The following is a 12,346-nucleotide window of genomic DNA, read 5'->3' as shown; positions in this document are numbered from 1 at the left end:
TCGTTCCAACCGACGTTCACCCCAGTGAACGGCTGTGACCGACGACAGGTGACGGGTGTCATGTTGAGAGGCGATTGAGTCACTCGCTGCGGTGCTGGGGATCAGCGCCGGACGTGCTGTGGGCCGCCCGTCGCATCCGTGGAGCCGCCCTGGGCGGATCCGCCGGAGCCGCCACTTGGGCTGCTGGGCGACTCACCGGAACCGGAGTCCGCGTCCGGCGTCGCCTCCTGCGAATCCCGACCGCTGCCAGATCCTCCTTGGTATGAGCCTTGGTCCGTCGCTTCACTGGAACCGTCCTGGACGGAGCCGCCACCGCTTGTGCCACCTCCTGCCGGCGCTCCTGCTCCGGAGCCGCTCCCTGCAGGCGACGAAGACCCGCCAGGGCCCTGCCCCGCATCCTGGCCGGGAGCGGGCTCGTACGTCGAGCCGCCCTCCATGCGCTGCAGTTCGCGACGGAGCACATCGAACGCGCTCTGCTCCCCGTCCTGTGAGACGCTCGGCGGCGCCACGCCCATGCTTTCGAGCGCTCGACGCAGCGCCTCCTCGTCGAGACCGCTTCGCAGAAGATCGCGGATCTCGGCGGCGCGCCGCTCGGCGAAGCGGGCACGAAGCGCGTCTTCGAGCGCGCCGGCGGGCACGGCCTCCAGAGCCATGCGCTCGGCAGCGCGTTTGAGCGCGTACGCCGGACTCCCTGGCGGTGCAGACGCCACGGCCACGCTCGCGCCGCCTGCCACGAGCGCCAGCGCAGCGAACGCCGCTGCCGCCCGCTGCGACAGCAGCCGATACGGCCTCCAGCGGCCGTCGGAGCGGGCCGCTGTCACGACCGTGCGCTTCACCGAACGACGCGCCTCAGCGGCTCGCTCGGTGAGCGCCGCCGAAACCGCCGCTTTGAGCCGGGCGTCTACGACCGGTATGTCCTCACGCTTCGTCATCGACCTGCTCCGCCAGGTGCTTCGCCAACATCCGAACGGCCCTGTGTTGCATCGCTTTGACCGCGCCCTCGCTCTTGCCGAGCGCTTCGGCGACCTCTGCGATCGGCATGTCCCAAAGGAACCGCAGCACGATCACCGCCGCCTGCTCGTCCGTGAGCGCCTCTAGCGCTCGCCTCACGGTCTCCGCGTCGCACTGCGCGATGACCGTCTCTTCCACGCTCACAGGGTCCGCGACTGCCTGAGCGTCGTCCTCCCATACCTGCTGCGGCCCACGGGCCGTCCGCCGGTATTCGTCGATGATCGCGTTGCGCGCGATGCGGAAGAGCCACGCAGCGAACGGCACGCCGCGCAGGTCGTACGACGGGAGCGCCTCCCACGCCCGCATGAACACGGTCGCGGTCAGGTCCTTCGCGTCCTCGAGGTCGCTCACGCGAGTGCGCACGAATCCGAAGATGCGCTCGAAGTAGGCATCGTACAGACGCGCGAACGCTCGAGCATCTCCCTGTTGGGCCTTCTGGATGAGCCTCTCAACGTTCATCCGCAGCACCGTGGCTCTGAAGCGCCGCCGCGCTGCCGCCACCGGTGGAAACGCCCCGAAGCGCGCAGAGGATACGCTCGCGCATGGTAGAATCCGTTCCGGTGACGGCCGCACGTCGCCGCATCATCGTCGTCGAATGGGGACACCGCATGGGCTTCCGTCCAACGATACGTCGCATCGCCTTGGTCACGCCACCGTACCACAGCGGGGTGGTCGAGACAGCGGGTTCATGGCCGAACGCGGCATTCGTGTACCTGGCCGGGGCGCTGAGGGCCGCTGGCTTCGATCCGGTCATCTACGACGCCATGACCGCGAACCATGACATGGCCGAGATCGCCTCGGAGCTCGAGCGCATCCGACCCGACATGGTCGTGACGACCGCGTACACCTCCTCGTACCCGAAAGCCGCCGATCTGCTCAGGCTCGCGAAGCAGACGCTCCCGGAGGTCGTGACCGGCGTCGGCGGCGTCCACGCGCACTTCATGTACGAGGAGATCCTCACACGGGACGCGGACGCAGTCGACATCGTCTTCCGCGGGGAGGGCGAGCGCACTCTGCCAGAGACGGTCGAGTGCCTGAACGCTGGCGACGACCTCGCCAAGGTCAAGGGCATCGCGTTCCGCGATGAAAGCGGCGTCGTCGTGACGCCCGTCCGGCCGTTCGTCGCCGACCTTGATTCCCTGCCGACCGCCTGGGATTTGGTGGACTGGAGCCTGTACCAGTTCTATCCGATGCCGGACACGAAGCTTGCCATCATCTCGACCTCGCGAGGCTGCGACCAGGCCTGCACGTTCTGCAGCCAGCAGGCGTTCTGGTGCCGTACGTGGCGCGCTCGGTCCGCTGAGAACGTCGTGGCCGAGATCGAGATGCTGCGCGACCGGTTCGGCGTCGGCGTCGTGATGTTCTCCGACGAGACGCCGACGCTCGACCCGCACAGGTGGCGCCGCCTGCTCGATCTGCTCATCGAACGGGAGGTCGATTCGCACCTGCTCATGGAGACGCGCGTCGACGACGTGTTGCGGGACCGCGCGATCATGCCGCTGTACCGCGCCGCTGGCATCCGCCACATCTACGTGGGGGTGGAGCGCACCGATCAGGCTTCCCTCGACCTGTTCAAGAAGAACACGAAGGTGTCCATGGGCAAGGAAGCCATCGACCTCATCAATAGCCACGACATGATCTCGGAGACCTCGTTCGTGTTAGGGCTCCCGGACGACACAAAAGAGACGATCCGGGCGACGTTCGACCTCGCGCAGCACTACGACCCGGATCTCGGGTTCTTCTTGACGATCTCGCCGTGGCCGTACGCGGACATGTACGAGGACCTGAAGCCGTACATCGTGAGCTACGACTACGAGGACTACAACCTCGTGGCGCCGGTCGTCAAGCCGAAGGCGATGACCACCGACGAGCTCATGAAGGAGATCATCGACTGCTACCGGCGGTTCTACATGGGCAAGCTCAAGCGCATCCCGAGCATGTCGCCTTTCAAGCGCGACTACTTCCTCGTCACCATGAAGCTGCTGATGGAGAACTCGTACCTGAAGCAGTACATGGGCGGCCTCGGGAAGATGCCTGCAGAGGTCGCTGCGCTCGTCTCCGGCCTCAAGACGTCCGCATCGAGCAGGTCGTAGCCTTCAGCAGCCGCCAGCTCGTCAGTAGATCCCCGTCTCGGCCGCCTGCTGCGGCGTGATGCCGAGCTGGCGCACCTTGATCTTGAAGTCGTGCGCGTTGGCCGCCATCGCCGTCGCGTCGTCGAGCGTGATCTTCCCTTGCTGGTATAGGGCAAGCAGGCTCTTGTCGAACGTCTGCATACCGTAGTACTCGCCGTCTTCCATCGCGTCCCGGATGAGGTAGGTCTTGTCCGGATCGATGATGTACTCGCGGATCGTGCCCGTCATCACGAGCACCTCCACCGCAGGCACGAGACCGCCGTTGATGGACGGGATCAAACGCAACGAGATGATGCCCTTGAGCGTCGAGGCGAGCATGAGGCGGATTTGCTTCTGCTGGTAGGGCGGGAAGAAGTCGATGATGCGGTTGATGGTCTCCGTCGCATCGATGGTGTGCAGCGTGGAGAGCACCAGGTTGCCGATCTCGGCCGCCGTGAGCGCCGCCGAGACGGTCTCGTGGTCGCGCATCTCTCCGATCAGGATGACATCAGGGTCTTGCCTGACGACGTGCCTGAGCGCATCCGCGTAGCTTTCGGTGTCGATGCCGATCTCCCGCTGGTTGATGATGCACTTGTCGTCCTCGTGCAAGACCTCGATCGGGTCTTCGATGGTGATGATGTGGCCCTCGCGGGTGTGGTTGATGTGGTCGATCATCGCGGCAAGCGTCGTGGTCTTGCCCGAGCCCGCGGTCCCCGTCACGAGCACGAGGCCGCGCGGCTCGTCGGCGAGACGGCGCACCACGGGCGGCAGTCCGAGCTCCTCGATCGAGGCCCGCTCCGTCGTCACGCGACGAAGCGTCATCCCGACGCTGCCGCGCTGGTAGAACACGTTGACGCGGAACCGCCCCACGCCAGGGACCGAGTACGCGAAATCGGCCTCGCGACGGATCTCGAAGGACTGCCGCTGCCGATCGTCCATCATGCCGAGCGCAAGCGCTTTGGTCGCTTCCGGCGTGAGCACGGGCAGCTCGCGCAACACGACCAGCTTCCCGTTCAGGCGGATCGCCGGCGGACTCCCGACTTTCAGGTGCAGGTCGGAGCTGCCACGGTCGGCCATCAGCTTGAGCAGCGCGTCGATCTCTGCCATCGTTCCTCACCACGCGAACGGCATCAGGAGCACACTCGACAGGATACCGCGTTTGGCGAGCGCGGGGCAGGGTCTACGTCACGGCCTGCACGCGCCCACGTAGTCCGCGCGGTCGAGACTCGAGATGCGGACGACGTCCCCTGTATGCGGCGCATGGATGTACCGGTTCCCGCCGACGTAGATGCCGACGTGGTGGATCCTGCTGCGGCCGAAGAAGACCAGGTCACCTGGCCGAAGGTTCGCGCGAGACACGCGTTCCCCGCAGCCGTACTGCGCCCGAGAGCTGTGCGGAAGGCTCACGCCGACCTGCGCGTACACCCACATCGTGAACCCGCTGCAGTCGAACGCGTCCGGACCGCCTGCCCCCCAGCGATACGGAGCCCCCAGCTTGCTCATCGCGATCTGCACGACAGAGCCGCGCGGCGCACGGACCGGATCGCCCAGGTCGGGCGGCGGCGTCCACGCACGGCGCTCCCGCTCTCGCTCCTCCGCTTCGAGGCGCTCGATCTCGTCCTCGAGTCCCGCGAGCCGCCGCTTGCGCTCAGCGAGCTGCTGCTCGATGCTGCGCTTCCGGGCGAGCATCACGTCGCGGTGCTTCTTGGCCTCGGCCTGCTGCCGCTTGAGCTCGGCCCGAGTCTTGGCCATCTCCGCCTTCGTCGTCTTGATGGCTGCGACAGCGCCGGCGTCCTGCTCGTTCATCGACTTCAGAAGGTCCCACGCCGTCACGAACTCCTCGAAAGTCGTCGCTCCGAACAGCAGGTCGAGCGTGCCGAGCGGACCTTTGCGGTACATCTCGCCGGCACGCACGCTCAGACGCTTCTCGAGCGACTTCTGCCGGGTGGAGAGGTCTGCGAGCCGCCGTTCGGTCTTCGCAAGCTTGACCGTGACCGCCTGGTACGCGATCTGCGCGTCGTTGTAGTCCTCCGACGCCATCTCGATCTTGTCGTCGAGTTCGGCGATCTGCGCGCGCACCGCCTCCGCCTGAGCGCGCTTCGAGTCGGCAGGCGCAGCGATTGCCGACATGGGCCCGGTTGCAGTGGCGATGGCGATGAGCAGCGCGATGAGCGCCCGTTTACGGTATGAGCGGAACGTCACGAAACGACTCCGTGATCGGCAGCGAGCGATAACGCGCGGATTATACCATCGAGCGCCCGCTCACCCAAGCGCAGCCGCGAGCGCGTCAACCAGGAGCACGGCGAGACGCTGGGCCTCTTCTTCGCTGCACGGAGCGTCCACAAGGGCCACGATGCGTGCCGGACGCGCGTGCACGGACGCGAGCGCTGTGGCCATGCGCGAGACCGACTGGCGCGCATCGCCCAGGTCGAGGCGCGCTGCGGGCAAACGCTCTCCTCGGTCGACGCACGTTGCAAGGACGACGACCACGTCCTCGCCATCGTGCGTCCGGCTGGAGCCGGATGCGGTCGCCCGCGCCCCTTCCGAAATCGCTTCCACGAGATTGGCAGCGCGCTCGCACACGGGCCGCAGCGACTGCTCACGCCATTCGAACCGCACGGCGCGGTCGGCGATCCCCGAACCGACGCGCGCCTCGGAGCGCTTCAGCTCGCTCGGCAGCGCGGGGTCCCGGCCGTGCCATGCGTGACGGAGCCGGTTGATGGCCCGAAGCGTCTCGTCGCCAGCAACGCCGTCCGCGGGCAGACCCGCGTTGAACTGGAACTCCCGCACCGCCCGCTCGGTGGACGGACCGAAGATGCCGTCCACCGCGCCGCACGGGAACCCAAGGACATTCAGGGCGGTCTGCAGCGTGGCGACGTCGGCTCCGTGGAGGTAGGGATAGCGAAGGTACAGGATGCGGTCGCCGAGGGCGAAAGTCGCATCGACGAGGGCGGCCCACGTCTTGGGTCCCACCACGCCGTCTTCGACCAGGCCGTGCTCTCGCTGGAAGGCGCGCACGGCCTGCAGCGTCGCGCCTTGGAACACGCCGTCGACCCCGGAGGGCCCGAGATCGTACCCGAGCTTCACGAGGCGCTTCTGCACGTCTTCGACTGCGGGACCGCGCGCTCCCCGCTGTATCTTGATGGTCATCGCTCGCTCCAGGCCCGCGCATGCGCAGGCTCATCAGTACGTGCCCTTATGGGAGCGGAACCGCGCCACGTTGTCCTGCAGGTGCTCTCGATGCGCGTGCAGCCTGTCGGTAAGCGAGCGCAGCTCCAATTCGACCGCGACGTCGCGATCGTACCGGTACGTTTCTCCGCCGACGAAGTCTAGCACGAGCGCGTCTGCGAGCGCGTCTGCCACGACCCGCACTCTGTCGAGCGGAAGACCGGAAAGCCGAGCAACATCGTCAAGGCCGACCGGCTGGGCGGCACGGCTCGAGAAGACCTTCATGATCTCGGCGACGTCCTCATGGGCCGTTGGGCCCGGGATGCGCGCAAGCGCCCGCGCGAGCGTCACCTCGGGACTCCGGATCTCGTGTGGACCGCCCTCACCGCGCCACGACCACCGTGTTCTTGCCTCGGCGCTTCGCCTCGTACATGGCCCGGTCCGCCGCGTCGATGAGCCGAGCGACGGTCTGCCCGTGGAGCGGGTACGTCGCGACCCCGAGCGACACCGTCCTGCGGTCGCGCGCCCCGGCGTGATCGACCTCGATCTCGTGCGCCTCCATGGTCTCGCGGATGCGCTCTGCCACGCGGGCAGCGCCTTCGGCGTCGGTCTCGGGAAGCACCAGAACGAACTCCTCGCCCCCGTAGCGGGCGGCGACGTCGATCTCGCGTAGATTCTCGCGGATGATACCGCTCACGGCCTTCAGGACCTGGTCGCCGCGCGGATGGCCGTAGGTGTCGTTGAACTGCTTGAAGTCGTCGATGTCCATCATGATGACCGACAAGCGGTGCCCGAAACGGGCGGCACGGCCGAGCTCTTCCTCGAGACGCTGCAGCAGGTAGCCGTGGTTGTACAGGTCGGTCAGCCGGTCGGTGACAGAAAGGCGCTCCAGCTCCTCGTGCAGCAACGCGTTCTGCAGCGTGAGCGATGACTGGTTCGCGATGACCTGGAGCCGATCCCGCTCCGCGACGTCAAGCTCCCGCGGCGTCGTCCACGCCACGACGAGCACGCCCAGGATCGAGTCGCCTGAGCGCAGCGGCACGGCGGTCTGCGACCTGATCTCGTCAGGCTCGCTCACCCACTGAGCGAGCTCGCTCCCCTGAGGAACGTCTGCCTGCTGCGTGAAGCCGTCACGGAAAGCGGCCCCGAGGATGGTCTGGGAGACAGGCACCACAGGACGGAACCATTCGTCTGGACGCCCTTGGCTTGCCAGCAGCCGGAGCGTCCACGTCTCCTGGTCGAACAGGTAGACGCACGATATCTCAGCGCCGAGGATGCCGTTCGCGCCATCCACGACGAGCGAGGCGACATCGTCCACCGTGGAGAAGACCGTGAGCGCCTTGAAAAACTCGTGTGTGAAGAAGATCTCCGCGAGCCGGTTCTCCAGCTCCGCGTTCGCCCGCTCCAGGGCCTCTTTGCTCGCCTGCAATTGCCGCTCGTGGCTGCGGATCTTGTCGTACGCCACCTGCAGTTCGACGAATATCTTCTCCTGCTCTTCGCTGCGCTTCTTGGCGACGAGCAGGTCCCACACGAGTTCGGTCCCCGCTCCCGTGATGATGTCCACACCGGGAAGATGGCGCTCCGAGAGGCTGCGCGAGACCGCCGGGTCCTCCGAGAGGTCCAAGATCAAGTCGAGCCCTTCGATCTGGGCGAGGTCGTCGGCCTGTGTCGTCACGAAGATCCCGAGGTCCTCCGCCAGACGGACGGCCGGAGCGCTCGGACTGGAGTCGTACACGCCGACGACCCGCAGGTCCTCGACTTCGGACAGAAGCCGCAGTATGGAGGTCGCCCTCAGACCACCTCCGGCGATGACGACTCCCACAGGGCCCGAACGGTGCCTGCTCCCGGAGCCGACCGCGTCTATGCCATCGACCATCATCCCTGCGCTGCCCTCACAACTCCCGTATCCCGTACAGGTAGCTCCGCACGATCACGAGTCCCGTGTCGAGGTGGAACTCCATGGTACGCGCATGGCTTCCGCCAGTATCTTCGGCAATCACGGGCACTTTCAACAGCCCGAGCTGCCGTTTGACTTCCTCGACGTTGCGGTCGCCGATCGAGGCCATCTGCGTGTCGCCCTTGAACATGGCCGCTCCGCCTGCGATCTTCGCCACGAACCGCTTCAGTGACAGGCCCTCGCCGAGCAAGGCGATCATCTTCGGCACCGCCACCGATGCGAAGCGGTCCGGATTGCCGTCCTGCGGCGCGTTCGCTGGCGACGGCAGCATCACGTGCGCCAGAGCGCCGCGCCGCCGCGCCGCGTCCCACACCGCGACGCCGACGCACGAGCCGAGCGCGGGAGTGAGCAGCACCGATGGATGTTCGGCAAGAGCGAGCTCGCCCGTGCTCACCACGACGACGGTCGGATCGCTGCCCGACGTCCCTCCCGGTATCGAGTTCTCCAGCACCTGACCCCCAGTCACACGACGCCGAGCCTGCCGAGCACGACCTCCAGGCTGTCTGGGTCGGGCATGTACAGCACGACGGCGTCCACGCGCTCCTCTTCGGTGGAGAACGCGGTCTGAACGAGAATGGCCGTGTCGGCCTTCATCCCGACATCGGCGGCGATCGCGTCGAGCACCGCCCCGGACATGTCGAACGCGAACGCCGGACGAGACGGGAGGATCGTCAGGTCCGCGAGCCGCCCTATCGCCGTCAAGTACGCGGTGATCAGCACGAATCCCGTCTGCGTGATGATGCTCTCCTCGTCCGATCCCAACGTCTTGGTCGAACCGATCGGGCGGTTGTGCAGCAAGTCGACCAGACCGAGAAGCGCGCCCCGCGTCCCGGCGAACAGCACGCTCCCCGAGACTTCGCCCAGAAGGCGTGAGAACACGGCGCCGATCAGCGTCTCCGGGCCACCGAGGGCCCTCGGGACTTCGATCACGGGCAGCAACCGTACCTCGGGCACCTCGATCCCGACAGGCCTTCCGGTGATCTGCGCGAGAGCGGTGGCCGCGTGGCCCGCACCGATGCTTCCCATCTCGCGGATCGCGTCGATCTGCAGCTCTGAGAGCGCCTCAGGCCTCATGCCCGGACACCTCCTCGTCCGAAGAGCGTCCTTGGGTCGAGTATGAGCGCCACGCTGCCGTCTCCCAGCACCGTCGCGCCGCCCAGCCCTCTGATGCCCTTGAAGAGCGGCGAAAGCGGCTTGATGACGACCTCCTGGCGGGCGACCAGACGCTCGACGGCGAGCGCATTGCGCAAGCCAGCGGACTCCACGAGCACGATGTGATCCTTCTCGCGGGGCTTGCGCCTCCGCCCCGTGGGTTCCGACAACAGCTGGTCGAGCCGCCACACCGGAACCACCGCGCCGTCCCGCAGCACCACGCACGGCGCAGCGTCGACGGTGGTCGTGCGGACTTCGTCGGTCGACAGCACTTCTGTCACCGCCGAGAGCGGCAGCGCGTAGACCTGCTCGGACGTCCCGACGAGCAGCGCAGGCACGATCGCCAGGGTGAGCGGCAGACTGAGCGAGATCTCGAGCCCCTTCCCGCGCTCGGATCGGATCGCAATCGTGCCGCCGAGGTACTCGATCTTGCCCTTCACGACGTCCATGCCCACGCCCCGCCCGGACACCGAGGTCGTCTTCTCAGCGGTCGAGAATCCCGGGGCGCAGGTGAGCATCAGCACCTCTTCTTCCGACCAGGCGTCGCGCTCTCCTGCAGACACCAGGCCGCGCTCGACCGCCTTCTGCCAGATCCGGTCGATGTCCATGCCACGGCCATCGTCGGACACCGAGATCCGGACCTGATCGCGGTCGCGCTCCGCGGAAAGCCGCACGTGACCGCGAGGCGGTTTTCCGAGCGCTTGCCGCTCCTCGGGACCCTCGATGCCGTGGTCGACAGCGTTGCGCAGCAGGTGCACGATCGGATCGCCGATCTCGTCGAGCACCGTCCTGTCCAACTCGATGTCAAGACCGGTCATCTCGAAGTCGACCTGCTTGCCGAGGTCCCGCGCGAGGTCGCGCACCATACGCGGGAAGCGGTTGAAGATGTTGCCGACGGGCACCATCCTCGTCTGCATGACTTCGTGTTGAAGCTCGGCGCTGATCTGATCGAGCGCTGCCACCGTCTCTGACAGCTCGTGGTCGTCCCGCTCCCGGGCGATGCGCTCGAGCCGAGCGCGAAGTATGACGAGCTCGCCGACGAGGTTCACCATCGCATCGAGGTGGCCGATGGAGACCCTCACGGTCTGCGTTTCTGAGAGCTTCGGCACGACGCGTCTGGTCTCCGCACCAGCCTCCTGTTGCGCTGCCTGATGCGTCGGCCTCCGAGAGGCGTCCACGGCCACCTGCACCGACTCGATCTCGCTGATCCCCAGCACGGCCCGCTCGATGGCCTCGGGCGGCTCGACCGTCTGCAGCACGGCCACGAAGGTGCGGTCGAAGCGCTCGTCTTCGATGTCGCGGGCGCTCGGCTCGGTGTCGAGCACGGTGCCCATGTGCCCGAGGCGCTTGAGCGCCATGTAGGCGCGCACCGATTTCAAGACGCTCGTCGGCTCGATCGTCACGGAGACTCGGTACACTTCACCGCCTGCGGACGGCGGCGCCTCGGCCGGCTTCGGCCCTGAAGCGCTTTCGGTCTCGACCGGGACAGCCTTCCCACGCTCCGTCCGGGCGATCAGGTCCGCGATGATGGGCGCAGCGTCGTATGTCGAGCGCCCCTCGCTCTCGTCAGCGATGAGCTCGCGTACGGCATCCACGGCCCGCAGCATGAGATCGACGAGGTCAGAGTCTATGGCCTGCTCCCGCTTGCGGATGGTGTCCATGAGGCTTTCCATCTTGTGGGTGAGATCCGCCGTCCGATCGTAGCCCATCGCAGCGGCCATGCCCTTCAGGCTGTGCGCTCCGCGGAAGACGGTCTCGACCGGCTCCAAGTCGTGCGGATCGGCCTCAAGCGCGATCAGCCCATCGGTGATGGCCTGCAGGTACTCGGCGCTTTCAGAGAGGAAGACCTCCTTGTACGCGGACATGTCGTCGCTCACGCGCTCACCCCCTGCCGCACCGAACGCCGTATCTCGGCCGGGATCTTGTCGAGCGGGACCACTTTGCTCACGGCACCCGCTTGCAACGCCGCCTTGGGCATGCCCCATACGACGCTCGTAGCCTCGTCCTGTGCGATGGTAAGACCCCCACGCTGTTTGATCGCCTTGAGCCCGAGCGCCCCGTCGGAGCCCATCCCCGTCAACACCACGCCGACGGCTTGCTCTCCGAATGTCCTTGCAACGCTCTCGAACAGCGGGTCTGCCGCCGGCCGCACTCCGTGCAGCGGTGGCGCGTCCTCGAGCCGCACACGCGGCGATGCGCCCGGTTCGACGACCATGTGGGCCCCGTGTGGAGCCACATAGCCTCGGTCGTTTCGGAGCAGCATACCGCTCGACGCCTCCACGAACTCGATTCCCGACGCCTTGGCAAGGCGCTTCGCCAAAGATGCGGAAAAGCCCGACGGCAGGTGCTGCACGACGAGGTATGTGCACGGCAGCCCGGGACCGAGACCTGAGAACAGACGCTCGAGGGCCGGCGGGCCTCCGGTCGAGGCCGCGATGGCGACCACGCGATCCGGCCCCTGTCTGCCCAAAGTCCTCGGCTCTCGCTGAACGGACGCCGATCGGTCATCGGGCGTCTCGCTCGCAGCGACACGCTTCGCTGGGTCGATACGGTACGCGGTCTTGATCTTCTTGATCACGAGCTCGGAGAGTTCTGTGAGGGATCGTGCGACCCCTTGCCTCGGCTTCACGATGAAGTCGGACGCCCCCAACGACAAAGCTTGGTACGTGGTGTCGGGGTCGTCGATGCTCGACAGCATCACGATCCGAGCCGGGGTCGACTTCACCAGCACTGGCAGCGCCTCGAGACCCGTCAGCTCGGGCATCTCGATGTCGAGGGTGATGACGTCAGGCGTTCGTTCGAGCGCGAGCTCGATGGCCTCGATCCCAGTCTTCGCCGTCCCGACGATCTCGATGCGCGGATCGACAGAAAGCGCACGCGACAGCATCTGCCGGATAAGCGCGGAATCGTCGACGATGAGGACCTTGATCGTCGGCAGCATCGGCGC

General features: G+C 66.8%; 12 protein-coding genes. 1 reads left to right on the top strand and 11 read right to left on the bottom strand.

The genetic code is table 11. The features are described from left to right. Positions 1–101 precede the first annotated feature (101 nt). Positions 102–932 (bottom strand): hypothetical protein, encoded by an 831-nt coding sequence (locus tag MX659_RS02550; RefSeq protein ID WP_267191910.1) that lies wholly within the window; start codon positions 930–932, stop codon positions 102–104. After that, positions 919–1,470, bottom strand: a complete 552-nt coding sequence (locus MX659_RS02545) for an RNA polymerase sigma factor (RefSeq protein ID WP_267191909.1) — start codon at positions 1,468–1,470, stop codon at positions 919–921. Before MX659_RS02545 ends, MX659_RS02550 begins: the two co-directional genes overlap by 14 nt. Before the next feature lie 83 nt (positions 1,471–1,553). Here MX659_RS02545 and MX659_RS02540 point away from each other — a divergent pair, with 83 nt between their 5' ends. After that, the gene (locus tag MX659_RS02540) at positions 1,554–3,104 is read left to right on the top strand and encodes a B12-binding domain-containing radical SAM protein (RefSeq protein WP_323745450.1); all 1,551 of its coding nucleotides are present in this window, start codon (positions 1,554–1,556) and stop codon (positions 3,102–3,104) included. A 21-nt stretch (positions 3,105–3,125) separates the two neighbouring features. Here MX659_RS02540 and MX659_RS02535 read toward each other — a convergent pair whose 3' ends face one another. From MX659_RS02535 to MX659_RS02495, 9 genes are all read right to left on the bottom strand, one after another. Then, positions 3,126–4,229 (bottom strand): type IV pilus twitching motility protein PilT, encoded by a 1,104-nt coding sequence (locus tag MX659_RS02535; RefSeq protein ID WP_267191908.1) that lies wholly within the window; start codon positions 4,227–4,229, stop codon positions 3,126–3,128. Between the two features lie 78 nt (positions 4,230–4,307). Continuing rightward, positions 4,308–5,324: a C40 family peptidase gene (locus MX659_RS02530; protein ID WP_267191907.1), complete on the bottom strand. Its 1,017-nt coding sequence runs from the start codon at positions 5,322–5,324 to the stop codon at positions 4,308–4,310. Between the two features lie 60 nt (positions 5,325–5,384). Next, positions 5,385–6,272 (bottom strand): peptidoglycan-binding domain-containing protein, encoded by an 888-nt coding sequence (locus MX659_RS02525; RefSeq protein ID WP_267191906.1) that lies wholly within the window; start codon positions 6,270–6,272, stop codon positions 5,385–5,387. Positions 6,273–6,305: 33 nt separating this feature from the next. Further along, the gene (locus MX659_RS02520) at positions 6,306–6,641 is read right to left on the bottom strand and encodes a hypothetical protein (RefSeq protein WP_267191905.1); all 336 of its coding nucleotides are present in this window, start codon (positions 6,639–6,641) and stop codon (positions 6,306–6,308) included. Between the two features lie 31 nt (positions 6,642–6,672). Next, positions 6,673–8,169 (bottom strand): sensor domain-containing diguanylate cyclase, encoded by a 1,497-nt coding sequence (locus MX659_RS02515; protein WP_267191904.1) that lies wholly within the window; start codon positions 8,167–8,169, stop codon positions 6,673–6,675. A gap of 13 nt (positions 8,170–8,182) precedes the next feature. Continuing rightward, positions 8,183–8,698, bottom strand: coding sequence for a chemotaxis protein CheD (locus tag MX659_RS02510; RefSeq protein ID WP_267191903.1), 516 nt, complete (start codon positions 8,696–8,698; stop codon positions 8,183–8,185). Between the two features lie 11 nt (positions 8,699–8,709). Next, the gene (locus MX659_RS02505) at positions 8,710–9,321 is read right to left on the bottom strand and encodes a chemotaxis protein CheC (RefSeq protein WP_267191902.1); all 612 of its coding nucleotides are present in this window, start codon (positions 9,319–9,321) and stop codon (positions 8,710–8,712) included. After that, entirely contained in the window at positions 9,318–11,276 is a 1,959-nt protein-coding gene (locus MX659_RS02500) for a chemotaxis protein CheA (protein WP_267191901.1), read from the bottom strand. The genes MX659_RS02505 and MX659_RS02500 overlap by 4 nt, the downstream gene beginning before the upstream one ends. After that, complete coding sequence (locus MX659_RS02495) at positions 11,273–12,340, bottom strand: protein-glutamate methylesterase/protein-glutamine glutaminase (protein ID WP_267191900.1); 1,068 nt, start codon at positions 12,338–12,340, stop codon at positions 11,273–11,275. Before MX659_RS02495 ends, MX659_RS02500 begins: the two co-directional genes overlap by 4 nt. Positions 12,341–12,346 lie beyond the last annotated feature (6 nt).

Source organism: Parvivirga hydrogeniphila (assembly GCF_023371205.1).
Classification (GTDB): Bacteria; Actinomycetota; Coriobacteriia; order Anaerosomatales; family Anaerosomataceae; genus Parvivirga; species Parvivirga hydrogeniphila.
This window is presented reverse-complemented; position numbering and strand designations above follow the sequence as displayed.

Excerpts from the sequence above, each read along its gene's own strand:
- MX659_RS02550 (WP_267191910.1), bottom strand. The coding sequence starts at position 932 with ATGACGAAGCGTGAGGACATACCGGTCGTAGACGCCCGGCTCAAAGCG.
- MX659_RS02545 (WP_267191909.1), bottom strand. The coding sequence starts at position 1,470 with ATGAACGTTGAGAGGCTCATCCAGAAGGCCCAACAGGGAGATGCTCGA.
- MX659_RS02540 (WP_323745450.1), top strand. The coding sequence starts at position 1,554 with ATGGTAGAATCCGTTCCGGTGACGGCCGCACGTCGCCGCATCATCGTC.
- MX659_RS02535 (WP_267191908.1), bottom strand. The coding sequence starts at position 4,229 with ATGGCAGAGATCGACGCGCTGCTCAAGCTGATGGCCGACCGTGGCAGC.
- MX659_RS02525 (WP_267191906.1), bottom strand. The coding sequence starts at position 6,272 with ATGACCATCAAGATACAGCGGGGAGCGCGCGGTCCCGCAGTCGAAGAC.
- MX659_RS02515 (WP_267191904.1), bottom strand. The coding sequence starts at position 8,169 with ATGATGGTCGATGGCATAGACGCGGTCGGCTCCGGGAGCAGGCACCGT.
- MX659_RS02505 (WP_267191902.1), bottom strand. The coding sequence starts at position 9,321 with ATGAGGCCTGAGGCGCTCTCAGAGCTGCAGATCGACGCGATCCGCGAG.
- MX659_RS02495 (WP_267191900.1), bottom strand. The coding sequence starts at position 12,340 with ATGCTGCCGACGATCAAGGTCCTCATCGTCGACGATTCCGCGCTTATC.